Annotated in this window: 21 protein-coding genes; 16 read left to right on the top strand and 5 right to left on the bottom strand. The window is 35.3% G+C overall.

Features of this window, described 5'->3' with window-relative positions; all coding sequences use genetic code 11:
- Positions 1 to 19: 19 nt before the first annotated feature.
- The 5 genes from H3U97_RS09780 (at position 20) to H3U97_RS09800 (ending at position 5,146) form a co-directional block, all read left to right on the top strand.
- The gene (locus H3U97_RS09780) at positions 20 to 658 is read left to right on the top strand and encodes a ketohydroxyglutarate aldolase (protein WP_198198824.1); all 639 of its coding nucleotides are present in this window, start codon (positions 20 to 22) and stop codon (positions 656 to 658) included.
- A gap of 51 nt (positions 659 to 709) precedes the next feature.
- Positions 710 to 2,770 carry a BglG family transcription antiterminator gene (locus H3U97_RS09785; RefSeq protein ID WP_065578062.1) on the top strand — a complete coding sequence of 687 codons (2,061 nt, stop codon included), beginning with the start codon at positions 710 to 712 and terminating at the stop codon, positions 2,768 to 2,770.
- 564 nt (positions 2,771 to 3,334) lie between these two features.
- On the top strand, positions 3,335 to 3,793 hold the full coding sequence (locus H3U97_RS09790; RefSeq protein WP_086319986.1) for a hypothetical protein: 459 nt from the start codon (positions 3,335 to 3,337) through the stop codon (positions 3,791 to 3,793).
- A 148-nt stretch (positions 3,794 to 3,941) separates the two neighbouring features.
- Positions 3,942 to 4,433: a hypothetical protein gene (locus tag H3U97_RS09795; RefSeq protein WP_065578064.1), complete on the top strand. Its 492-nt coding sequence runs from the start codon at positions 3,942 to 3,944 to the stop codon at positions 4,431 to 4,433.
- Between the two features lie 251 nt (positions 4,434 to 4,684).
- Positions 4,685 to 5,146, top strand: a complete 462-nt coding sequence (locus H3U97_RS09800; RefSeq protein WP_065578065.1) for a hypothetical protein — start codon at positions 4,685 to 4,687, stop codon at positions 5,144 to 5,146.
- A 252-nt stretch (positions 5,147 to 5,398) separates the two neighbouring features.
- Here H3U97_RS09800 and H3U97_RS09805 read toward each other — a convergent pair whose 3' ends face one another.
- Positions 5,399 to 5,950: a TetR/AcrR family transcriptional regulator gene (locus tag H3U97_RS09805; RefSeq protein WP_198198825.1), complete on the bottom strand. Its 552-nt coding sequence runs from the start codon at positions 5,948 to 5,950 to the stop codon at positions 5,399 to 5,401.
- A 115-nt stretch (positions 5,951 to 6,065) separates the two neighbouring features.
- Here H3U97_RS09805 and H3U97_RS09810 point away from each other — a divergent pair, with 115 nt between their 5' ends.
- Positions 6,066 to 6,605, top strand: a complete 540-nt coding sequence (locus tag H3U97_RS09810; RefSeq protein WP_034903186.1) for an HPP family protein — start codon at positions 6,066 to 6,068, stop codon at positions 6,603 to 6,605.
- Positions 6,606 to 6,627: 22 nt separating this feature from the next.
- On the opposite strand, the gene H3U97_RS09815 is transcribed toward H3U97_RS09810, so the two are convergent.
- Positions 6,628 to 7,185, bottom strand: coding sequence for an endonuclease V (locus H3U97_RS09815; protein ID WP_370545686.1), 558 nt, complete (start codon positions 7,183 to 7,185; stop codon positions 6,628 to 6,630).
- Between the two features lie 144 nt (positions 7,186 to 7,329).
- On the opposite strand from H3U97_RS09815, the gene H3U97_RS09820 reads away from it, so the two are divergent.
- A complete protein-coding gene (locus H3U97_RS09820; protein WP_065613095.1) occupies positions 7,330 to 7,992 on the top strand; it encodes a DUF421 domain-containing protein in 663 nt (220 codons plus the stop codon).
- 61 nt (positions 7,993 to 8,053) lie between these two features.
- Here H3U97_RS09820 and H3U97_RS09825 read toward each other — a convergent pair whose 3' ends face one another.
- Positions 8,054 to 8,326, bottom strand: a complete 273-nt coding sequence (locus H3U97_RS09825) for a DksA/TraR family C4-type zinc finger protein (RefSeq protein WP_086319983.1) — start codon at positions 8,324 to 8,326, stop codon at positions 8,054 to 8,056.
- Positions 8,327 to 8,479: 153 nt separating this feature from the next.
- Between H3U97_RS09825 and msrA the strand changes: the two genes are divergently transcribed.
- The 3 genes from msrA (at position 8,480) to msrB (ending at position 10,060) form a co-directional block, all read left to right on the top strand.
- Complete coding sequence (gene msrA / locus H3U97_RS09830; protein ID WP_198192744.1) at positions 8,480 to 9,028, top strand: peptide-methionine (S)-S-oxide reductase MsrA; 549 nt, start codon at positions 8,480 to 8,482, stop codon at positions 9,026 to 9,028.
- Between the two features lie 3 nt (positions 9,029 to 9,031).
- Positions 9,032 to 9,562 (top strand): cytochrome b, encoded by a 531-nt coding sequence (locus H3U97_RS09835; RefSeq protein ID WP_198198827.1) that lies wholly within the window; start codon positions 9,032 to 9,034, stop codon positions 9,560 to 9,562.
- 72 nt (positions 9,563 to 9,634) lie between these two features.
- On the top strand, positions 9,635 to 10,060 hold the full coding sequence (msrB, locus tag H3U97_RS09840; protein ID WP_370545688.1) for a peptide-methionine (R)-S-oxide reductase MsrB: 426 nt from the start codon (positions 9,635 to 9,637) through the stop codon (positions 10,058 to 10,060).
- Between the two features lie 168 nt (positions 10,061 to 10,228).
- Here msrB and lptG read toward each other — a convergent pair whose 3' ends face one another.
- Entirely contained in the window at positions 10,229 to 11,293 is a 1,065-nt protein-coding gene (gene lptG / locus H3U97_RS09845; RefSeq protein ID WP_065578073.1) for an LPS export ABC transporter permease LptG, read from the bottom strand.
- Between the two features lie 10 nt (positions 11,294 to 11,303).
- Positions 11,304 to 12,407 carry an LPS export ABC transporter permease LptF gene (gene lptF / locus H3U97_RS09850; protein WP_034903211.1) on the bottom strand — a complete coding sequence of 368 codons (1,104 nt, stop codon included), beginning with the start codon at positions 12,405 to 12,407 and terminating at the stop codon, positions 11,304 to 11,306.
- A 138-nt stretch (positions 12,408 to 12,545) separates the two neighbouring features.
- Here lptF and H3U97_RS09855 point away from each other — a divergent pair, with 138 nt between their 5' ends.
- From H3U97_RS09855 to H3U97_RS09880, 6 genes are all read left to right on the top strand, one after another.
- Positions 12,546 to 14,030 carry a leucyl aminopeptidase gene (locus H3U97_RS09855; RefSeq protein WP_198198828.1) on the top strand — a complete coding sequence of 495 codons (1,485 nt, stop codon included), beginning with the start codon at positions 12,546 to 12,548 and terminating at the stop codon, positions 14,028 to 14,030.
- Between the two features lie 13 nt (positions 14,031 to 14,043).
- Positions 14,044 to 14,499, top strand: a complete 456-nt coding sequence (locus H3U97_RS09860; RefSeq protein WP_198198829.1) for a DNA polymerase III subunit chi — start codon at positions 14,044 to 14,046, stop codon at positions 14,497 to 14,499.
- 554 nt (positions 14,500 to 15,053) lie between these two features.
- Positions 15,054 to 16,451, top strand: a complete 1,398-nt coding sequence (locus tag H3U97_RS09865; RefSeq protein ID WP_198198830.1) for a hypothetical protein — start codon at positions 15,054 to 15,056, stop codon at positions 16,449 to 16,451.
- Positions 16,452 to 17,980: 1,529 nt separating this feature from the next.
- Positions 17,981 to 19,423, top strand: coding sequence for a hypothetical protein (locus H3U97_RS09870; protein WP_198198831.1), 1,443 nt, complete (start codon positions 17,981 to 17,983; stop codon positions 19,421 to 19,423).
- Positions 19,424 to 20,656: 1,233 nt separating this feature from the next.
- Positions 20,657 to 22,066, top strand: coding sequence for a hypothetical protein (locus H3U97_RS09875; RefSeq protein WP_198198832.1), 1,410 nt, complete (start codon positions 20,657 to 20,659; stop codon positions 22,064 to 22,066).
- A gap of 1,576 nt (positions 22,067 to 23,642) precedes the next feature.
- Entirely contained in the window at positions 23,643 to 25,028 is a 1,386-nt protein-coding gene (locus H3U97_RS09880; RefSeq protein WP_198198833.1) for a hypothetical protein, read from the top strand.
- Positions 25,029 to 25,750 lie beyond the last annotated feature (722 nt).

Here is a 25,750-nt window from a genome sequence, read left to right on the forward strand (position 1 = left end):
ATAGAGCGGGGGAATTATCATGTTTAAAACCAATATACTTACTCGGTTAGAACAAAGTAAATTTTTAGTGATAGCTAGAGTTGAAACATTCAAAAGAGCACAAGAAATCATTGAGGGTATTTTAGCCGGTGGTATTGATTGTGTAGAAATTAGTTACACAAACAATAATGCTGGGCAAATAATTCAGCAACTTAACCAAGAATACGGTGACAAAATTCTAGTTGGTGCAGGGACAGTACTGGATAGTGAAACCGCCCGATTAGCAATTCTTGCTGGCGCCAAATTTATCATAGCACCTAATTATAGTGAAGCAGTATGTAAAATATGCAATCGTTATCAAATCCCCTATATGCCCGGTTGTACCACCATGACGGAAATTGTCACGGCTTTAGAGAATGGTGCGGCTATGATCAAAGCTTTTCCTATTTCAAATTATTATGGCAAATCTTTAGTTAATATCATTAAAACACCGATGCCTTATGTGCCTATTATGTCTTCGGGTGGCGTTACGTTAGAAAATGTTGATGATTGGCTCAATACGGATATTGAGTGTATTGGTATTGGCTCCTTATTAACTAAAGGACCGGTTGAGGAAATAAGTAAAAATGCAATTAGCCTTGCAAATGCATTAAAGAAATATAAGGAAAAACATCCGTGATATTACTAATAAATTATGTAATTCATTGATATTTTTAGTAAGGAAGAAGGTATGATTGACTTAAATTCAAAGAAAATTATCCTCACTTTGATTGAAAAATCTTGTGATCAGGAGTATTTATTGAATTTATTGAATATAACTAAACGACAATTACATTATTCAATTTTAAAAATTAATGCATACCTCTCTTCAAATGAACAAAGTGTGGTTGTTCAAAATGCTCTGTATTACTCTTTGCCTGATAAAAGTAAAGCGTTTCTAATAAAGAATTTAATTAACGGAAAAATTGGCAAAAATTATATTTTTTCAACAGAGGAAAGACAAAAATATATTTTTTTAATGTTGCTCTATCATGTAAATACTTATCTTTCTTCATTACATTTTTTATCAGCATTAAATATTAGTAAAACAACTTTAAACAATGATATCAAACAACTAGAACTTTTATTAAGTTCCGAAGACATTTTAATCACTTATACTAGAGAAAAAGGTTATTCGTTAGTTGGAGATGAATTATCGATCCGTAATTTTTTTCTCAGAAATTTACTCAAAGATTTATCCAATAATTTAGATGATACATTCTTATATGATCTTTTCTTAAACCAAGAGAAGGTTGACTACCTTGATATCAAAAACGATATCAATGAAATTATGCTAAAAAATGAAATTTTATTAGGTGAAAAGCGGAAAAAAGAATTTATCTATACAGTGATATTCCTATTGCCAAGAATGACTAAAAAGCTGGAATATATTCCGGTTATTTCAATGCCAAATAAAATCATAATAAAGTTGAAAGAGTATCATATATCATCAGAATTGCTGAAATTATATAAAATAGATGATAACAGTTATGAAGTGCAATACTTAACTTCTCTACTACTGGGCAATTCGGTAGGGAATCGTGATATCAAGACAGTAGATCAGGAGCTGATTTTAAATATTGTACAAATTATTCTATCGAGATTTGAACAGCTTTTAGGCATAAAATTTGATAACAATGATGATATTTCGAAAAAACTCTATAGCCATTTTAGACCCGCTTATTACCGAATACTTTTTCGTTTGCCAATCATTAATCCAATTTTAGATAAAGTAAAAGAAGAGTTTAATAAACTATTTTTGATTGTAAAAGAAACCTTAAAAGTTATCTATCCGATCATCAATAATGATATTCCAGATGATGAAATATCTTTTTTAACCATCTATTTTGCGGCAATTCTCGACGAAAATAAAATATCAACTAATCAGCAAATCGTTGCCGTAATTATTTGTCAAAATGGTATTGGCAGTTCTTCAATTGTCTATAATAGATTAAAGTTTCTTTTCCCTGATTTTCTATTTTTAGGGCCAATGGAAACTGCCGAAGCCTTAGAGCTGACCAATTTTTTCGATATAATCTTTAGTACTGTAAATAATTTGGTTTTTTATAACCAAAATAAACCGTTTTTTATCGTATCGCCAATCATGTCCGATGAAGAAGAGTATTTATTGCTGGAACGCGTTTATTCGCAAATTAACTCTTATTTGACCTATCCAAAAATAACTGACTTGCTCGATATTTTTAAAAAATACGGTACAATTTCCAATGAAAATGGTATTAAAAAAGAGCTTTATCAGTATTTTTATAAAACAGATAAAAATACCACCATAGAAAATCAAAGTTTAGGCATTCGCCATTTGATCCAAGAAGATTTGATTCAAATAAATGTCTCTGCTAATGATTGGCAAAGTGCCTTATTTACAGCTGCATTGCCATTATTACAAAAGAACTATATCAACCGAAGTTACATAGAGAAAATTATTGAAAATGTTAATTCAAATAGAACCAGTTTTTTGATAACCAAAAATGTCTCTCTTGCTCATGCTAAACCAGAAGATGGTGTTAACTCTTTGTCGTTAAGTATAACGGTATTAAAAAAACCAATTATTTTTAAGAATGATAAAATTCCTACACAATATATTTTTACTTTAGCAGCAGTTAATAAGACCAGCCATATCAACGCAATGTCAGAGCTGGTTGCTTTGCTTGAAATGCCTGATTTTTATGAAATATTAAACACTGCAACACAAGCAAAGGAGATCCTGACATTTATAAAATCTCGATTTCCTTAAATAATTCAATAAAAGTATGCATGATAAGCATACTTTCTATAAGGACTCTAGTAAGTCACGATTATTGGTGTACAAAAAGTCCTACTTTGAGTTAAAACTTCCTTTGTTATATTACGCAAAATTTGACGTATCAGTGGCGCAACCCCTTAAACGATGACTATCTGGATCATTAGCAACAAACATATAACCAAAATCGAGCATTTGTTACTCAAATCGGAGACGGAGACGATTTTTCTGTTATGGTCGATGATGTCAATTATTATAGATCGTTAATTTACGATTATTTATCAGACATACATCAACCCTATTTAATTAAGCATGATGATACAACTTTTTTTTATAAACAAAAAAATGGTGAATTACGACAAATACAAAATAACAATTCGAATTCGTTTTGGTGGGCGTTGTTATATAATCATGAAAATAGAAAATACCGAATTGTTGATCTTATTGATTTTAAAGAAGAGTATGAAAAATTCATGATTAACAATTAATTTAGAATATGCTATAAAAACAGTTAAATAAGGACATATCAAGATGATATTGGATAATTAGGATTTATTTATGAGAATATTAGGTTACAGTTTTTCTCTTTTAGCAACAGTAATATTATTAACTGGTTGTATTTATGGGGATATAGATAAAAGACAGCGAGACTTTATAACTATTGAGGCGGCCAGATATTGTGAAGCTAATCATTATTCATATTGTGAAATTTATGCACAATGTTATAGAGATTTTTTAGAGCAAATGCCAGCAATGACAGATTCTTTATCAGCGTTTTGGGGTATGTCTAGAGATTATCTTGATGATAAAGAAGCCCCAAAAGAAATGGATAATATTTACGCTCAAATAAAAGATAATGAAAAAAAAGGTAGAGAAGATTTAAGTTTAGATTATAGTTATCTATTATTTCCGCATAATAGATGTTCATCGATTATTAATGCTAAACAGTATGATATTAGTAATTATCAAGAAGCGATCGATAAAGGGATAAAAAGCTATAAACTCTATAATGAATAAAATGTTTTAGGATTTTCTCAATAGAGCCCGGAAAGTAATAGATATAAATTAAATTATAAAATTATACATATTTGTTGGCTAATAAAAATTAGGGAAATAACTGTTTTCATCCTTTGGGCAAAGAATGAAAATTTAAACGGAGATTAAAATGAATATATTAAGGTGTAAAATTGTTATTCTAGCACCATTGTTATTACTTAGTGCATGTAGTTCAAATTATGAAAAGTTAGAGGAAAAAGCTGGAATTGAGATTAAGGATAAATTGACTAAATCTTGTCAGGCTAACAATTATTCTTACTGTGAAATCTATGGCAAATGCTATATCAATATTTTCAATCAATTGAATGAAAGCGCGCAATATACACTCAAATTACTATCTAATATCATGCCGGAATCGGAACAAAATACGTTTAATATGCAGAAAAATCCAATGGATATCATCTACTCTAAATTAAAAGATAGTGAAGAAAAGAGTGATAAAAATTCTATTTTCAATTATAGCGTTATGTTATATCCTCATAATCAATGCTCCTCAATAATTAATGCTAAATCATATGATATTACTCGTCATCAATATCATATTGATAAAATGTTATACGAAAACAAAAGCAAAATAATAATGAAAAATTTAGATAGGTAATAGGAATTTTAATATAAAAAAGTATTAATATTATTTGAGTTGAACGCTTTAATTAGAAATCATTAACCAATCTAAAGCAACCAATGCTGGACGTTAGATTAATAATTGTGTTGATTATAATTACAGATCTTAAAAAAACTCCACAAAAATATCAAAAATTTGTTAGCAATTATACGATTAATTTAGGGTATGCTATAAAAGCAGTTAAATAAGGCCATATCAAGATGATATTGGATAATTAGGATTTATTTATGAGAATATTAGGTTACAGTTTTTCTCTTTTAGCAACAGTAATATTATTATCTGGTTGTATTTATGGGGATATAGATAAAAGACAGCGAGACTCTATAACTATTGAGGCGGCCAGATATTGTGAAGCTAATCATTATTCATATTGTGAAATTTATGCACAATGTTATAGAGATTTTTTAGAGCAAATGCCAGCAAGAGCATATTCTTTATCAGCGTTTTGGGGTATGTCTAGAGATTATCTTGATGATAAAGAAGATCCCCCAAAAGCAATGGATAATATTTACGCTCAAATAAAAGATAATGAAAAAAAAGGTAGAGAAGATTTAAGTTTAGATTATAGTTATCTATTATTTCCGCATAATAGATGTTCATCGATTATTAATGCTAAACAGTATGATATTAGCAATTATCAAGAAGCGATCGATAAATGGATAAAAAGCTATAAACTCTATAATGAATAAAATGTTTTAGGATTCTCTCAATACTGCTTTGAAAATAATAGATATAAATTAAATTATAAAATTTTGCATATTTGTTGGCTAATAAAAATATGCAAAATAACTGCTTGCATCCTTTGAATAAGGTTCGTTTTCTATAATCAATAATTATTCGATATTATTTAACTTAATTTGGATAATATTTTCAGTAAATTCTAATTTATTATTCACATTCATAATTACTTTAATAGCTATAAAATTGAGTATGTTTACCTATTAGTTACAAAGAAGACTGGTAATTAAAGCAAAACTATCATTAATCATCGCATCATAAAGTGTTTTATCATCTTTGTAGACAACACTAATATTAAGTAATCCTTCTAATATTACCATTAATTGGTTCGTTAAAGTTATATGTTGTGGTGTTTGAGGGAGTTGTTGACTAATGAGTTGACGAATAAATTCTTTATGTTCAATTGCTAGTTGCTTGATAGCCTGATCATGATGAAGCTCTTCGTTTGCTCTTATAAATAAACAGCCATTAAAATTATCTTGCTTAAACCAAGTTAGGTGCCATTTGAATATCTGAATGATTGCATCATTTTGGTCGAGATCTTTAATCGCCGTGCTAAGATCTTGTTGAAAGCGCAAATTCCTTATCTTCAAAACCTCAAAAATTAAGTTATCTTTATTACCAAAATGTTTATATAGCGTTGTTTTAGAGCAACCTGATTGGTCTCGTATCTCATCAACTCCGACATTAGCAAACCCTTTTTGATAAAAGAGTTGTTCGGCGGTATACGCTATTAATTTAGGTGTTTTTTTCATTTTTGATCCAAAGAGTTTGATATATGAACAGATCTGTACTAACATGAATGTGTACAGAGTTGTTCATTTTTGGTGTTGTACATATATTTTACTCATTTAATAGGATAAAAGAATAATGAAATCATTTTTTTTCAGCAAGGAAAAGTTACCGACAAAGCCTAAAAATATTGAATTATTGCAAAGCTTGATAGGTGGTTTTGTTTCTATATTGTGTCTTATTGGCTTAAGCCATTTAACTGGTTACACTTATATCATGGCGCCATTTGGGGCTAGTTGTGTGATATTGTTTGCCGTATCTCAGTCGCCATTAGCGCAACCAAGAAATGTTATCTTTGGCCATTTGATATCGGCTTTTGTTGGGCTAGTTTTTCTCAAACTATTCGGTAACGATATGATTGTTGCTGCGTCAGCCGTGGGGGTTGCAATTGTTGCAATGCAATATTTTCGAGCGGTGCATCCACCAGCCGGTGCTAATCCATTGGTTATTTTACTAACAGCGGATAAAATAGATTATGATTTTACTTTTCTTTTATTTCCGGTGTTGTCTGGCGCAGTAATATTAGTTGCTATTGCTTATATAATTAATAATCTTTTCAATAAAACTCATTGGCCAATTTATTGGTTGGCATTGTTCAGTAGTAAAAAAGAGTCTTAATCTATTGTTAGTGAACAGAAGGCTACTCAAATTTAAACAACTTAGTTTGTTGATCTAAGTAGGTAAGTAAATCTGGCATGCGATGTTTGCCTGCCATCGATTTAATGTCTTGTGCTGCTTTGGTTAATGCTGTTCCTAATGACGTGACATATAACGGCTTATTACTTTGGCCGCGTGTCACTTCTATCACATATTGACTATTATCAGCAAAGGACTTTTTAGCAACACCAATAATCGGTATCTTTTTATCAAGAGTTTGATATAGATGACCACCTAAACCAAGCTTACCGTCATTTAAATGAACATAACCGTCAACAATAATCGCATCAATTGTATTGAGATCGACCTGAGACAATAACGCTAATATACAAGGTAATTCACGTTGATAAAATTGGCCTGATTGATATGGGGCAACATTTGATTGGTAATCAGTGATAACGGATTTTATCTCCTTAATACTATCAGTAAATTGCTCAAACAAAATACCGACGGTTTTCGCTTTATCATCAAAATAGTAAACATCTATTGCAAGTATCATTTTTTTAAATTCCTTTTTAGAGTAGAATAGCACTGCTCTCATATATATCTCACTATTAAAAAACAATTTGTCGTTTGTTTCAAATAAATAAAAATTTAGTTCCTGATACATCTTGTTAACTGTTATTAATCCAATTACGCCAAAAACATTGGTCGTTTAAATTAGATCGACACTAGGAGGTTAGTAATGTATTTACTCGAAATGGCACCAAAATTCTTAGTTGCACTTATTATTTTACTGATTTACGTTAAATTATCAGGTAAAAGCCAAATAGCGCCGATGTCGCAATTAGATCAAGTTGGTAGCATGGTTATTGGTGCGTTGGTAGGGGGAACGTTACTCAATGCTAATGTTTCAGCGTGGGAATCAGCTGGAGCCGTAGCGATTTGGGCGGGACTGCTTATTTTAGTTCGATTCATCAAATCTAAAAACTCAAAATTACGTGATGCTATCGACGGAGAACCGATACAACTGGTTAAAAATGGTCATCTACTCTCTGAAAATTTTATTAAAGCGAATCTACCGGTTAGAGATTTCGAAACATTGGTTAATATTCAAGGTATTTGTGCATTTAGTGAATTAAAACAAGTTTGGTACGAATTAAATGGATCACTAACCATTATCAAAAAAGGTGACAAAGATATCGCGGTATTGGTGATTGAAAATGGAGCTATTAGCCAAGACAATCTTGAACAATTACATAAAAGTGAAACTTGGCTTAAGCATGAAATTAAAAAACAAGGATATAAAGATATCAAAGATATTTTTTGTGCTGAATGGTTTGACGATAAATTATTAGTTTATCCCTATGATGAAGTGCGTAAAGCTGAACATGATAATAAAAAATAATTAATAACAGTAAACAATAATAAAGGGAGGGACCATTCTCTCCCTCCCATCAACAGATAGATTATCGAAGTTGACTATCTTTACTGCCACGACGGTTATATAAGATTGCCGACTTAGCCAATTGCTTATCCATTTCTTGTTGGCAATTAACACAGTATTGTACGCCAGGCAAAGCAAGTTGTCTTGCTTTAGCAATTGCATCACCACATTCAACACAAAAATCAGCACTTGGTTTATCGTGTTTTAGTTGGCGTCTGGCAAGTTCAATAGCATCAATAATTGTGCTTTCGATTTGTTGGTTAACAGCATCATCAGATGCCCAGCCACTAGCCATTATTTCACCTCCTAAACAATTACATTAGATTAATAATATGGTGATTATTTGACCAGTTTCAAGTAATATAACCGCATAGCTAGCAAGCAAAAGTAAGTGTTGTGTTTTAAAATAAAGATCATTTCTATTAAAATCATTTAATTGGAGGTTTTTATGCAACAATATGAACAAGCAACATTTGCCGGTGGTTGTTTTTGGTGTATGGTAAAACCTTTCGACAAATATGAAGGAGTGATTAGTGTGATTTCTGGGTATACGGGAGGCCACACGGTAAATCCCACTTATCAACAAGTTTGCCACGGCAATACTGGCCATACTGAAGCGGTACAGATAACCTTTGACCCAACTATGATCAGCTATAAAAAATTACTCGACATTTTTTGGCAACAAATAGATCCAACTGATTCACAAGGGCAGTTTGCTGATCGGGGAGATTCTTATCGACCTGTAATTTTTTATCATAATAAATTTCAACAGCAGCAAGCAATCGCATCTAAACAAGCATTAGAAGAAAGTAAACGATTTAATCATCCAATTAATGTTGCTATAGAGCCGGCAACAACGTTTTATCCAGCTGAAGATTACCACCAAGATTACTATAAAAAACAACCCGAACATTACAATCGTTATTATCGCTTATCTGGACGAGCCAATTTTATTGCTGACAATTGGCAAGATAAGCCAGCAACAAAAAGTGAGTAAGCAATGCAAAGTTATCCGCAGTATAGCAGTAAACAAAAATGGATCCATTGGTCATCAGCTTTGTTGATCGTGATTGTCACTTTACTGCTTTTAGCTAAAGTGACAATGTCGAATATTTTAGGCGGTATGCCAATTGTTTATTTATTGCATAAATCTTTGGGCGTTGTTGTTTGGCTATTAACGGTATGGCGAATAATAGTAATTCGAGACCAAGGTGTACCTGATGTTTTACCTAAAGAACAAAAACTACAACGGATATTGTCTAAATCTACTCAAGGATTTATCTATCTGTTACTATTTATTGTGCCTTTATCGGGGTATTTAATGAGTGGGAGAGATCTTAATGTTTTTGGGTTAATATCGATTCCTGCTATTGATATGTCAAATAACCTACATCAAATGTTTCATTCAATGCATCTAATCACTGCTTACGCTTTAGCAATATTGGTTATTATTCATATATTAGGTGCGTTGTATCATTATTTTTGGCTTAAAGATAAAGTATTGCAATCGATGTTGAGCCGTAACGACTAATATCAACTTAAAATTACTAATATTAATAGCATCTATAACGTAACGTGAGGCAGATAAATCATGAATAAATCAATGAAAGATAAGGCTATAGCAGCATTAACACCTATGCAATATCATGTTACTCAACAAAATGGCACTGAGCCCCCATTTGACAACCAATACAATGCCAACCATCGGGAAGGTATCTATGTTGATATTGTCTCAGGGGAACCTCTATTCACGTCATTAGATAAGTTTGATTCTGGCTGTGGTTGGCCCAGTTTTTCTAAACCGATTAATCAGCAACAAATTATAGAAAAAGAAGATAACAGTCACGGCATGAACCGGATAGAAGTGCGTTCATCAGAGGCTGACTCCCATCTTGGTCATGTATTCACTGATGGCCCTGCAGCGTTAGGTGGATTACGTTATTGCATTAATTCTGCTGCGTTGAAATTTATTCCAAAAGAAGAACTTGAAACGCAAGGTTATGGTGAATATTTAAGGTTGTTTAACTAAATCAATTTAATGAATCGCTACTTAAAATTAACAAATATATGAGTAGATTTTTCTATATTTGTTGAGAACGTTTTACTTGATTGATATGAAAGATAATATTGGCATATCTCAGATCATCGTATATGCCAATACCATTTTTAATAAGCAATGATAATTTTCATAAATAAGCTAATTTTTGCGCTTAAATAAAATATAGCTAATTAATAAAAATACTAAGCTGGTTAGCATTGAACCTACAATAGGATAGATCCCCATTACAATACTGACTTGAGCAAAAAGATTATCGGCAATATAGAAAATAAATCCAAAACTAATACCAATAATCACTCTAACCCCCATTGAAACACTACGTAATGGGCCAAAAATGAAAGATAAAGCCAAAAGTAACATCACCGCTACTGACACAGGTTTAATCAGTTTTTTCCAAAATAATAGGTCATAATATTTGGTATCTTGCCCAGAATCTTTCAAATACTGCGAATATTGGTATAAACCAGATGCAGATAAAGAGTCTGGATCAAAGGCGACAATACTTAATTTATCGGGAGTAATATTGGTTTTCCATTGCATTGTTAACGAATTGATACTCGTTATTTGTTCGGGATTGGTTAAGTCATTTTTTTCAATTTCTGACAGAGTCCAAACATCATTTTCAAAGACACCTCTGTTAGCATGGGTGATCGAAAGCAGTTTATTTTTATCCACGCTATAAATATCAATATTAGATATTGAACTGTCATTATCAACATGACCAATATAGACATAGTCATTACCATCTTTAGCCCATAAACTACCTTGCCGAGCTAATAATGAATTACCATAAAGTCTTTCTGAACGCATATTGCGAGCCGTTTGCTCACTAATTGGTGCAACCCATTCGCCAATGGCCATAGTTAAAATAACTAAAGGTAAGGCAGTTTTCATGACAGCTAAAGCAATTTTAAAGCGACTAAAGCCCGATGTCTCCATGACAATTAGCTCACTGCGTGAGGCTAATATGCCTAAACCGATTAAACCTCCTAATAGAGCCGCCATAGGAAAAAATACTTCTAAATCTTTTGGCACCATAAGTAGAGAATAGAAACCAACGGAAAATGCATCATAATCTTCTTTTATTTTTCTGAGCTGATCTATAAAACGAATAATACCGGAAAGACTAATTAACAAAAATAAGCAAATTCCAATAGTATTTAAAATAGTTTTACCAATATAACGGTCTAAAATCGAAAACATCGTTTTCCCCTTATAATGCACTATATTTTAAACGAAGTTTACGCATAAATAAGTTATCCCAACAATTTAAGATTAAAGCTAGAATAAAATAACCCATATTAATGAGATAAAACCACAAAGCAGGATCTAGTCGGCCTTTGCCGGCATTAGCTCTAATCGAACTAGAAAGTAAAAAATAGACTAGATAAAGTAATAGTGCTGGTAAAATCTGTGCCAGTCTACCTTGCCTAGGATTTGAAACACTTAATGGGATGACTAAAAAAGCCATTAAAGGAACCGAAATAATTAGCGTCAAGCGCCAATAAAATTCTGCTCGGGTTTTCGCACTAGGATTCTGCAATAGTTCAAATAACCCTAATTGTTGCACATCAGCTTTATCATCATCAACATTTGTATCTAACTCTTTAGGTTTTATGATCCCCAAATAGTTATGAAAATTTGATATACGAAAATCTTTTAGCTGGGCAGTACCTTCATAACGATTAGCATCTTCAAGGGTAATAATTTGATTACCATCGGCGTCTTCGGCTGTTTTTCCTTTATTGGCAATAATGATAGAAGGGCGCTGATTATTTCTAGGATTGATCTGGGCAATAAATACATTGTCTAACTTGTTGTTATCGACATTGCCAATATAAATGACTGAATTGCCATCCGGTGTTTGTTGAAATTGTCCTGCAAGTAGGCCGGCTAAACTTGGATTAATTTTTGCATTCTCAACTAATTGATCTTGTTTTACGCTTGACCAAGGGCCAAACCAAAGACTATTAAGTGCAGTTAACGTACATGTCATTACACAAAGTAAAAATACGACTTGATAGTTAAGTCTCTTTTTTACACCACAAGCATGCATCGCGACCATCTCACTATCAGAATAAAGCCGGCCAAAGGTAACAAGCACACCTAAAAAAAGACTTAATGGCAAGATAAGATCAGCCATATTTGATACACCTAACACTAATAATGGCATAATCAAATCTCGAGGAATGCTACCATCGATTGCGCTGGATAAAATTTTTATTAATTTTTGAGAAAAGAAAATCAGCAATAATATAAACAATATTGCTCCTTGAGTTTTCATTGTCTCTTTAATTAAATATCGGCGAATTATCACGTTTTTACCTATCTATCCGTCTTATCAAATCCCACTATTATAATCCGATTTGCGCTATTTCGTTATCTTTTTGTTGCTATCGTTTAATGAACCGATAAAATGTTACTATTCACATTCAATATCTTACAAGAGAACCCTATGCAATACGCAATCAAAAACAGTACATCTATCATTAAACAAAAAGAAGAATGTTTAGTTATTACTGTCCAATCAGGCAAAACACAATCTAACTTAATCAAAGAGATAGATAACGTAAATAATGGTTTGATTAGCCAATTGATAAAATCAGGTGATATTAGTGGTGAGTTAGGTAAAACCACATTTTTATATTCGTCGGCCAATGCTACCAAACAAAAAATATTAGTTGTAGGATGTGGTGAAGCGAAAAGTTTTGATTTAAATGCCGCTAAAAAAGTGATTCAAGCTACTATAAAAGAGCTAACTACCAAAAAAGTTAAAAATATTTGTTGGGATATTCTAACTCTCAATCCAGCAATAAGTGGTGAAATCGCTAAGCAATTACCACAAATTACCAGCGAATTAACCTACAGTTTTGACCAATTCAAATCAACAAAATCAAAACAACCAAGTTTACAAAAAATAACTTTACTTTATAGCGATAAACAGACGATCAACCAAGTTGAAAGTCAATTATTCCAAGGGCAAATTATTGCTGATGCTATTACCAGTACTAAAAACATTGCCAACATGCCATCTAATGTCTGTAATGCCAAATATTTAGCGGAGGAGGGTGAAAGCTTAGGCAAACAATATATCAACTTAAAAGTTACCTGTTTTGGCGAAAAAGAATTAGCCAAACTCAACATGAATGCTTATTTAGCTGTAGGGCGAGGATCTGCTAATGAATCAATTATGACGGTGATTGAATACCATGGCGCTAAAGACAAAAAAGCCCAGCCTTATGTCTTAGTTGGTAAAGGATTAACCTTCGATTCAGGCGGTATATCTATTAAACCTTCTGCTGGTATGGACGAAATGAAGTATGATATGTGTGGTGCAGCAACCGTATTTGGCGTAATGCAAGCAGTTGCCGAGCTCAAATTACCAATCAATGTCGTCGGTGTAATGGCTGGTTGTGAAAATATGCCCGATGGTAATGCTTATCGCCCAGGTGATATTTTAACGACCATGTCAGGTATTACTGTTGAAGTAATTAACACTGATGCTGAAGGCCGTTTAGTATTATGTGATACCTTAACCTATGTTGAACGCTTTAAACCAAAAACTGTCATTGATATTGCGACATTAACCGGCGCTTGTATTGTGGCTCTTGGCCATCATTACACAGGGGTAATGGGTAACAATTCACAATTGGTGGAACAACTTGTTAACTCATCAAATAAAGCCGGTGATAAAGCATGGTCTTTACCAATAGATAGTGATTTCCAAGAACAAATCAAATCGACTTGCGCTGATATTGTTAATGCTGGTGGTCGAGATGGCGGTACAATTACTGCTGCTTGTTTCTTATCACGCTTTACTGAAAAATATCAATGGGCCCATCTTGATATTGCCGGTACAGCTTGGAAATCAGGAGCCAACAAAGGTGCGACAGGCCGACCGGTTGCCATGTTAATTCAATACTTACTTGATCAAAAATAAGTAGATAAACATCATGAAAAAAGTGATTTTCTATTTACTAGAAAACTCTGCCCCAGCTAATGATGCTGGGGTATTATTTCAAGAAAAGTTAGCTTGCGAAAAAATTGTCGAAGCATGGCACAGCAAACAGCGTGTGCTGGTTGCTTGCCAAGATCAAGCGCAAGCTGAGCGAATTGATGAATATTTATGGCAGCTTGATACCGATGATTTTGTTCCACATAACCTTGCTGGTGAAGGGTTAAAAGGTGGATCGCCAGTTGAAATCTGCTGGCCACAAAAGCGTAGTAGTGGTGCACGACATTTATTAATAAACCTACAACAACAATTTCCCGAATTTGCCGGTGTTTATCGTGATATTATCGATTTTGTTCCTGTCGACGACCAACAAAAATCGTTAGCAAGGGAAAGATATAAAGCTTATAAAGAAGCAGGTTTTAATCTCAAAACTATTCCAATTACATGTCGATGACCCAAGTGTCAAAAATTGACTTTAACCAATTAGTTTATCGAAATATGATAAAGCTAGTTTTTAAAGTAAATTCAGGATAAATACTGCGATTATTTTCAAAAAAAAATTTGAGGAAAGGGGTTTTTAAAGCCCAAAAATCCGCCAAAAGTTTCTCCGAAATCGGTTTTAAGCGCGTAATTAAGACATAATATTACATTCACCTTTACAAAAGTTAACAATTAAACCATCAAAAAAAGTTGCATGGTTTTTTGCAATCACTATACTTTTATAGCATATTTATACGAATGGATAAATTTTATGCCGTTAGGCTTAAAATTTTAAATAAATCATAAAATTGGATTGACAAGGATATCTGATATGGATTATAATCTTCAACACACAACACACAACACACAACCTGCCCAACCTATAAATTCACCTCTCTAAAGTTAAGCTCATACCGTTTATTATTTCACCGCAGTTTATTATTTCAGCAATTTCCAAAATTTCCAAAATTCCCGAAATTTCCGCAAAATTTTTCAAAATTTCTTGGTTTAGCCTGTTTATCTCGGCCGATGGTTTTGGTATTAACCGTGGTTATTTTACAGTCTATCTCTTTTGCTAATTATGCATTAACCACTACAACGACCAATATTATTTATGGCTCAGCACCTTATTTAACCTTTGATGGTGGTCGTACCCGGGTAACAAATACTGAAGCGCTACTCGGGATATCCCTTTCTGATGGTAGAACATTTACTCCGACAACCAATAATTCGAGTTCACCTATCGTTTTACCTGTTGCTGGTCAGAGTTTTGCTGATATTGGTATGTTAGTACCAACGGATACTAATTCTATTGCATTAAGCTCACTTATTGGCACACCGTATAATTATTGGGGAGATGATGATGGCGATGGTCAGGGGATTGATGGTATCACCGCTACCGGTAGTTTAAATTTATCTATTACTGATAGAAGGGGTCGAGCTGTTGCCCGTAATGAGGTGCTGACTATTTGTTATTCTCCATATAAATTAACCTTATCAAATAGTGAAGGTATATTAAAAACACGTTATGGAGTACCTAATGAAAGTCGTTTTAGTGCAGGTAATGCCACTTATTATATTAAACCTAAGGAAACGCCAGCGGTTTGTTTTGCAAGACCAGCTGACTTACATCAGGACATATATAATAATCCTGCCATTTGGGACCATAGCCGTGGTTTTCTAACCCAGTCAGCTACACCATCGTCTTATGGTTTAAACTTTCCGACTACGGGTGCTAATAATTTGTTTTTTTATTTAGAGATTTTTGGTACTAATCAGGCCTTATCTTGGGCGCCGGTTTCTCATGGTGGTATTACGGCGACGATGACCAATATACCATCCTCATACAACAACTACTCCAGCGTTCGAGTCACCCTAACGGGTCCTGTTGCTACACCATCGCAATGGCAATCAGAAAATCCAGTTGGAATCGACAGACCATCTTTACCGCAGACATTTGAGTTAGTTGGTCGTAATAGAAGAGGTAATGCGGTGGTCAAATATGGATTTGTGTTAAAGCAGTGGTTTGTTAATCGTGGTAATGCTTGGGTTAACTATTCTAGTATGGAATCTTGGTGTAATAAGATTGGAGGATACCGTCTGCCAAAGCTCAAGGATTTAACTAATGCGTCTTGTCGGCAATCGAATACAGGTGCTTGTGAAAATTATGCAAATGAAATGAATGCATTAACGGCAACGCCTTCGTCATTTGCTAATATTTTTTTGCGTTATATTGGTGCAGGATTTTTCACGGAATGGGGGAGGATGCCCGATTACACTGGAACCAACTTCGTCAGAAGGGAGTATTTGACGAGTGATAAGTCGAGTTCTAACAATCAATTCTTTGCGGTTAGTGGGTTTGACGCTAGTGTGTATAACATGGTATATACCACCGGCAAAACCTACGGACTCTGTGTCTATCCTTAACTATTATTTCTTAGTTCTTAGGTATTGAAGCCGAGGATAAGAAAAATAATGTTAGGGCGATAAAAAACGATTTTGTGGTGCGACATCCGCAATGTGCTGACAACTGAGAGAGGTTAGCATGGCAAACAGGGATGTTTGGCAAGGAGCGTTAACAGCGAACGAAGGCGGAAGGCAGTCACATCGTGACCACTTGCGTGGTCGCCGCGGGAGATGGTAAAGAGGGTTCGCGCCAACCCTCTTAACTCGGACGTAATCACCGTATAGAAATAACCGCAAAACAACAAACGTCCGAAACTTATCGAACCCAAAAAATTGAGGAACGGGTTTTTTGAAACCCAAAAATCCCGTCCAAGTTTATCCGAAATTGGTTTTAAAACTAAAATTAGCTTGCTATAAACATAAACGTTTATTTTGGCAAATAAGTTTGGTGTATTTAATTTAGCGACATTCGCAACGTGCTGACAACTGAGTGAGGTTAGCATGGCAAACAGGGATGTTTGCCAAGGCGGTGCTTTGTCAGGAACAAATCACAGCCGGTGCGTTAAAAGCGAACGAAGGCGGAAGGCAGTCACGTAGTGACCAGTTGCGTGGTCGCCGCGGGAGATTGTAAAGAGGGTTCGCGCCAACCCTCTTAACTCGGACGTAATCACCGTATAGAAACAACCACAAAACAACAAACGTCCGAAACTCAAAAACAACCAAAAAAATTGAGGAACGGGGTTTTTAAAGCCTAAAAATCCATCCAATAAATCGCTAACGTTAGTTATAACATCAGCTATTACTAATAATAAACGTTTATTTTTAGAAATTAGTTTAGTGCTTCCTATTTAGCGACATTCGCAACGTGCTGACAACTGAGAGAGGTTAGCATGGCAAACAGGGATGTTTGCCAAGGCGGTGCTTTGTCAGGAACAAATCACAGCCGGTGCGTTAAGACCGAACGAAGACGGAAGGCAGTCACATCGTGACCACTTGCGTGGTCGCCGCGGGAGATTGTAAAGAGGGTTCGCGCCAACCCTCTTAACTCGGACGTAATCACCGTATAGAAACAACCACAAAACAACAAACGTCCGAAACTCAAACAACTAAAAAATAAAGAACTAAAAAAATTTGAGGAAAGGGGTTTTTAAAGCCTAAAATCCCCCTAAATTTTCTCCGAAATTGGTTTTAAGGGCGTAATTAAGACATAATATTACATTCACCTTTACAAAAGTTAACAATTAAACCGTCAAAAAAAGTTGCATGGTTTTTTGCAATCACTATACTTTTATAGCATATTTATACGAATGGATAAATTTTATGCCATTAGGCTTAAAATTTTAAATAAATCATAAAATTGGATTGACAAGGACATCTGATATGGATTATAATTTTCAACACACAACACACAACACACAACCTGCCCAACCCATAATTTAACCTTTCTAAAGTTAAGCTCACACCGTTTATTATTTAATCGCAGTTTATTTTTTCAACAAATTCGGCAAAATTTTTCAAAATTTCTTAATTTAGCCTTTTTATTTCGGCCGATGGTTTTGGTATTAACCGTAGTTGTTTTACAGTCTATCTCTTTTTCTAACTATGCATTAACCACTACAACGACCAATATTATTTATGGCTCAGCACCTTATTTAACCTTTGATGGAGGTCGTACCCGGGTAACAAATACCGCAGCGCTACTCGGGATATCCCTTTCTGATGGAAGAACATTTACTCCAACAACCAATAATTCAGAAAGAAATCCTATCGAGTTACCTGTTGTTGGTCAGAGTTTTAATGATATTGGTATGTTAGTACCAACGGATACTGATTCTATTGCATTAAGCTCACTTATTGGCACACCGTATAATTATTGGGGTGATGATGATGGCGATGGCGATGGTCAGGGCGTTAATGGTATTACAGCTACCGGTCGTTTAAATTTATCGATTGTTGATAAATTTAATCAACCTGTTGCCCGTAATGAAGTACTGACTATTTGTTCCGATAAAGCTCCTTATAAACTAACCTTATCTAATACTAACGGTAGATTAAAAACACGTTATGGTGTGCCTAATGAAAGTTATTTTACGGCAGGTAATGTCACTTATTATATTAAACCTAAGGGAACGGCAGCGATTTGTTTTGCAAGACCTAATTTAAAATATGGCGGTAACAGGGGCATTGACGAAGTAAGAGATGAACGTAATTTTGCTGGTCCTGCTAACATATGGAACCGTGATAAGGGTTTTCTAACAAAATCATTTACGCCATCGTCTTATGGTTCAAACTTCCCGACTACTGGTGCTAATAATTTGTATTTTGATTTAGATATTGTTGGTAATAATCAGGCCTTATCTTGGGCTCCGGTTTCTCATGGTGGTATTACGGCGACGATGACCAATTCAACAAGTACCCGCGTTCGAGTCACCCTAACAGGTCCTGTTGCTACAAAATCGCAATGGCAATCAGAAAATCCAGGTAGAATCGACAAACCATCTTTACCGCAGGTATTTGAGTTAGTCGGTCGTGATAGTCATGGTAATGCGGTGGTCAAATATGGATTTAAGTTACAGAAGTGGTTTGTTAATCGTGGTAAAGGTAGGTACGATTATTCTAGTATATCATCTTGGTGTAATAATATTGGATATCGTCTCCCAGAGGTCAAGGATTTAACTAATGCGACTTGTCGAACAGGTTCATGGGAAACAGGTGCATGGGGTTGTCAAGGTAAAGCTGAATTAGTAGGGGCAAAGCCTTCATCACCTGTTAATAGTTACATGCGTCACATTGGTGCAGGATTTTTCTCGGAATGGGGGAATATGAACGATTACACTGGTTCCAACTTCAACTTTGATTACTATATGAATTACTATTTGACGAGTGATAAGACGAATGATAGTAAATATCCCTTTTTTGGGATTAGCTGGGACATGGGTAGTGCGAATTACGATATTTTGACGATGCTCGTCGGAGTCTGTACCTATCCTTAGCTATTATTTCTTAGTTCTTAGGTATTGAAGCTAAGGATAAGAAAAATAGTGTTAGGGCGATAAAAAGCGATTTTGGGCGCGACATTCGCAACGTGCTGATAACAGAGTGAGGTTAGCATGGCAAACAGGGATGTTTGGCAAGGAGCGTTAACAGCGAACGCAGGCGGAAGGCTGTCACATCGTGACCACTTGCGTGGTCGCCGCGGGAGATTGTAAAGAGGGTTGGCGCCAACCCTCTTAACTCGGACGTAATCACCGTATAGAAACAACCACAAAACAACAAAACGTCCGAAACTCAAAGAACTAAAAAATAAAGAACTAAAAAATTTTGAGGAACGGGGTTTTTTAAAACCTAAATCTAACCATAATTTCACTGAAATTGGTTTTAAAACTAAAATTAGCTTGCTATAAACATAAAAGTTTATTTTGGCAAATAAGTTTGGCGTATTTAATTTAGCGACATTCGCAATGTGCTGACAACTGAGTGAGGTTAGCATGGCAAACAGGGATGTTTGCCAAGGCGGTGCTTTGTCAGGAACAAATCACAGCCGGTGCGTTAAGACCGAACGAAGGCGGAAGGCAGTCACATCGTGACCACTTGCGCGGTCGCCGCGGGAGATTGTAAAGAGGGTTCGCGGCAACCCTCTTAACTCGGACGTAATCACCGTATAGAATTAGCCACCAAACAACAAAACGTCCGAAACTCAAAGAACTAAAAAATTTGCGGAACGGGGTTTTTAAAGCCAAAATCCCGCCAATAAATCGCTAACGTTAGTTATAACATCAACTAGTAACCAAAAAATTTTGAGGAAAGGGGTTTTTGAAACCTAAAAATCCCCCTAAAGTTTCTTCGAAATAGGTTTTAAGCGAGTAATGAAGACATAATATTACATTCACCTTTACAAAAGTTAACAATTAAACCATCAAAAAAAGTTGCATGGTTTTTTGCAATCACTATACTTTTATAACATATTTATACGAATGGATAAATTTTATGCCGTTAGGCTTAAAATTTTAAATAAATCATAAAATTGGATTGACAAGGACATCTGATATGGATTATAATTTTCAACACACAACACACAACACACAACCTGCCCAACCTATAAATTCACCTTTCTAAAGTTAAGCTCACGCCGTTTATTATTTCACTACAGTTTATTATTTCAGCAATTCCCGAAATTTCAGCAAAATTTTTCAAAATTTCTTAGTTTAGTCTTTTTATCTCGGCCGATGGTTTTGGTATTAACCGTAGTTATTTTACAATCTATCTCTTTTTCTAACTATGCATTAACCACTAAAACGACCAATATTATTTATGGCTCAGCCCCATATTTAACCTTTGATGGTGGTCGAACCCGGGTAACAAATACCGAAGCGCTACTCGGGATATCCCTTTCAGATGGTAGAACATTTACTCCGACAACCAATAATTCAGAAAGAAATCCTATCGAGTTACCTGTTGATGGTCAGAGTTTTAATGATATTGGTATGTTAGTACCAAGGAATACTAATTCTATTGCATTAAGTTCACTTATTGGCACACCGTATAATTATTGGGGTGATGATGATGGCGATGGTCAGGGAGTTAATGGTGTCACCGCTACTGGTAGTTTAAGGTTATCTATTGTCGATAAAAATAATCAAGCTGTTGCCCGTAATGAAGTGCCGACTATTTGTAACGGTAAAGCGCCATATAAATTAACCTTATCTAATACTAGCGGTAGATTAACAACACGTTATGGGGTACCTAATGAAAGTCGTTTTAATGCAGGTAATGCCACTTATTATATTAATCCTAAGGCATCGCCAGTGATTTGTTTTGCAAGACCTGACCTAGGAGACAGAAGACTCTCTGACTATACATGGAAAGGTCTTTCTGCTGCCGTTTGGGAATCTGATAAGGGTTTTCTACCACAGTCAGTTACACCATCGTCTTATGGTTTAAACTTCCCGACTACTGGTGCTCATAATTTGTATTTTGATTTAGATATTGGTGGTGTTAGTCAGGCCTTATCTTGGGCGCCGGTTTCTCATGGTGGTATTAAGGCGACGATGACCAATTCAACAAGTACCAGTGTTCGAGTCACCCTAACGGGTCCTGCCGTCACAGACCGTAATCAATGGGCCTCAGAAAATCCAGGTAGAATCGACAAACCATCTTTACCGCAGGTATTTGAGTTAGTCGGTCGTGATAGTAGGGGTAATGCGGTGGTCAAATATGGATTTGTGTTAAAGCAGTGGTTTGTTAATCGTGGTTATGATAGTTATACCTATTCTAGTATGGAATCTTGGTGTAATAAGATTGGATACCGTCTTCCAAAGGTCAAGGATTTAACTAATGCGTCTTGTCGGGGAATGAACTCAGTTCATTATGACTGTCGAGGTGCAGTTGGTGCAACGCCTTCGTCACCTGATAATACTGCCCGTCGTCACATTGGTGGTGGATTTTTCGCGGAATGGGGGTATATATGCAGTTACTCTGCCAACTTCGGTAGTGAGTATTTTTATGGTACGCAAGATATGGCGGAGGAAGGTAAGATTTTTTCGATTACCATTTATACTCCTCGAGGGTTTTATGGTCAAATACATAAATGGCCTCGCTTCAACTCAGCATATGGCGGAGTCTGTGTCTATCCTTAACTATTATTTCTTATTTCTTAGGTATTGAAGCTGAGGTAAGAAAAATAACGTTAGGGCGATAAAAGCGATTTTGTAGCGCGACATTGGCAATGTGCTGACAACTGAGGAGGTTAGCATGGCAAACAGGGATGTTTGGCAAGGAGCGTTAAGAGCGAACGCAGGCGGAAGGCAGTCACATCGAGACCACTTGCGTGGTCGCCGCGGGAGATTGTAAAGAGGGTTGGCGGCAACCCTCTTAACTCGGACGTAATCACCGTATAGAAACAACCACAAAACAACAAAACGTCCGAAACTAAAACAACCAAAAAAATTGAGGAACGGGGTTTTTAAAGCCAAAAATCCCGCCCAAGTTTCCCCGAAATTGGTTTTAAAACTAAAATTAGCTCGCTATAAACATAAGAGTTTATTTTGGCAAATAAGTTTGGTGTATTTAATTTAGCGACTTTCGCAATGTGCTTACAACTGAGTGAGGTTAGCATGGCAAACAGGGATGTTTGGCAAGGCTGTGTTTTGTCAGGAGCAAATCACAGCCGGTGCGTTAAGACCGAACGAAGGCGGAAGGCAGTCACATCGTGACCACTTGCGTGGTCGCCGCGGGAGATTGTAAAGAGGGTTCGCGCCAACCCTCTTAACTCGGACGTAACCGCCGTATAGAAACAACCACAAAACAACAAACGTCCGAAACTCAAACAACTAAAAAATAAAGAACTAAAAAATTTTGAGGAAAGGGGGTTTTTGAAACTTAAATTCCTACTTATTGCTAACCCTTTTTTTTAACTTAAAATAAAATAATTAAAAATCAATATGTTGAAAAATGGCTCAAAAAAAGGGTTTTTAATAGTAAAATTGCGCTTTGCCTTTTTGCCAACTGCATTTATAGTATATTGGATTCTAGTTCACTACCGTGTAGGTAGCTTAGAAAGCAATTTTGATTAAAAATTCGAGATCAGACTCGTTCACTACCGTGTAGGTAGCTTAGAAATCATGTTGTTTTACAACAGACAAATGTGGTTGGTTCACTGCCGTGTAGGTAGTTTAGAAATACCCCCGAAAAATTATCTTGTAAATTGTTTTGTTCACTACCGTGTAGGTAGTAAGAAATATATAAGTGGTGGCATGGGTAACATCAAGAAGTACACTGCTTATTGAGTAGGTTAAAAATGGTGATTTTTTAAGAGGGGATAAAGGGTATATTATTTCTAATAAACAGCAAATAATCGATGCTCTTTTCGAGCTATTAGTGTTCTTCTTTACAAATGTTAACAATTAAACAGTTAAAATAAGTTGCATCGAGTTTTTTCAATCACTATAATTTTTGAACTATATTTATACAAATGGATAGATTTTATACTTTTTAGTATAAAATTGTAAATAAATCATTAATTTAATTGACAGGAATGTCGGATATGTGTTATAATTTACAACACCAAACACCAAACACCAAACCTGCCCAACCCATAATTTAACCTTTCTAAAGTTAAGCTCACACCGTTTATTATTTAATCGCAGTTTATTTTTTCAACAAATTCGGCAAAATTTTTCAAAATTTCTTAATTTAGCCTTTTTATTTCGGCCGATGGTTTTTGTATTAACCTTGGTTGTTTTACAGTCTATCTCTTTTTCTAATTATGCATTAACCACTAAAACGACCAATATTATTCATGGCTCAGCCCCATATTTAACCTTTGATGGTGGTCTTACTCGGGTGACAAATACCGAAGCTCTGCTTAGAATATCCCTTTCCGATGGTAGAACATTCACTCCTAAAACTACTAATTCAAGTGACAATCCTATCATTTTACCTGTTGCTGGTCAGAGTTTTGCGGATATTGATATGTTAATGCCAACAGACACTGATTCTATTGCATTAAGTTCACTTATTAGCGCACCTTATAATTATTGGGGGGATGATGATGGTGATGGAGAAGGAGTTAATGGTATTACCGCTACCGGTCGTTTAAGGTTATCCATTATTGATAAAAATTATGATTCTGTTGCTCGTAATGAAGAGCTGGATATTTGTAACGCACCATATAAATTAACCTTATCTAATAGTGAAGGTACATTAACAACACGTTATGGTATACCTAATGAAAGTCGTTTTGAGCCAAGGACTGCCACTTATTATATTAATCCTAAAGCAGCGCCAGTGATCTGTTATGTTAAACCTAACTTGTTTTGGGGTTATGGATTTTATGCCGGTCCTGCTAACATATGGACGGAGTATAAAGGTTTTATTCCTCAGTCATTTACGCCATCGTCTTATGGTTTAAACTTCCCAACTACTGGTGCTCATAATTTATATTTTGATTTAGATATAGGTGGTAATAATCAGGACTTATCTTGGGCGCCTGTTTCGCATGGCGGTATTAAGGCGACGATGACATCTCCAACAAAGACCCGTGTTCGAGTCACCTTAACAGGTCCTGCCGTTACAGACTCTAAGCAACAGAGTTCAGATAATCCAGATGAAATCGACAGACCCACTTTGCCGCAGACATTTGAGTTAGTTGGTCGTGATAGCAGTGGTAATGCGGTGGTCAAGTATGGTTTTGTGTTAAAGCAGTGGTTCGTTAGCCGTGGTACGAGTAAGTACAAATATTCAAGTGTATCATCATGGTGTACAAAAATTGGTGATTATCGGGTGCCTGCGGTTAAGGATTTAACTAATGCGACTTGTAATGATGCAGTTCATTATTGTCGAGGTGCCGTTGGCGCTACACCATCGTCATCAGGTAATGGTTACCAGCGTCAAATTGGAGCAGGGTTTTTCACGGAGTGGGGGAGCATGAGAAACCATTACAGTGATGCCTTTTTCCGCTCCATATACTTTTGGACGAGTGATGCAACTGGTAATAGCCAGTTCTCCGTTAAAGGGGAGAATGGTGAAATAATGCGCGCTTCTGAGATGCTCAGTTCGAACGCCGATGACGGGCTTGATGGGGTTTGCGTTTATCCTTAGTGCTTATTTCTTAGTTCTTGAACTAAAGAGCTAGATATAAGAAAAATCATGTTAGAACGTTAAAGAATCATTGCCCTGCCAAGGCAATGGCGCTGACGAAGAGTGCGTTAAGAGCGAACAAAGGCGGAAGGCAGTCACATCGTGACCACTTGCGTGGTCGCCGCGGGAGATGGTAAAGAGGGTTGGCGCCAACCCTCTTAACTCGGACGTAATCACCGTATAAAAATAACCGCAAAACAACAAAACGTCCGAAACTCAAACAACCAAAAAAGTTGAGGAAAGGGGTTTTTAAAGCCCAAAAATCCCCCTAAAGTTTCTTCGAAATAGGTTTTAAGCGAGTAATGAAGAGGTAATATTACATTAAACTTTACAAAAGTTAACAATTAAACCATCAAAAAAAGTTGCATGGTTTTTTGCAATCACTATACTTTTATAACATATTTATACAAATGGATAAATTTCATGCCATTAGGCTTGAAATTTTAAATAAATAATTAAATTAGATTGACAAGGATATCTGATATGTATTATAATTTTCAACATCCAACATCCAACATCCAACCTGCCCAACCTATAATTTCACCTTTCTAAAGTTAAGCTCATACCGTTTATTATTTCAGCAATTTCCGAAAGTTCCGCAAAATTTTTCAAAATTTCTTGGTTTAGTCTTTTTATCTCGGCCGATGGTTTTGGTTTTAACCGTAGTTATTTTACAATCTATC

Source organism: Gilliamella sp. W8128, assembly GCF_016100545.1.
In the GTDB taxonomy this organism is placed as follows: domain Bacteria; phylum Pseudomonadota; class Gammaproteobacteria; order Enterobacterales; family Orbaceae; genus Gilliamella; species Gilliamella apis.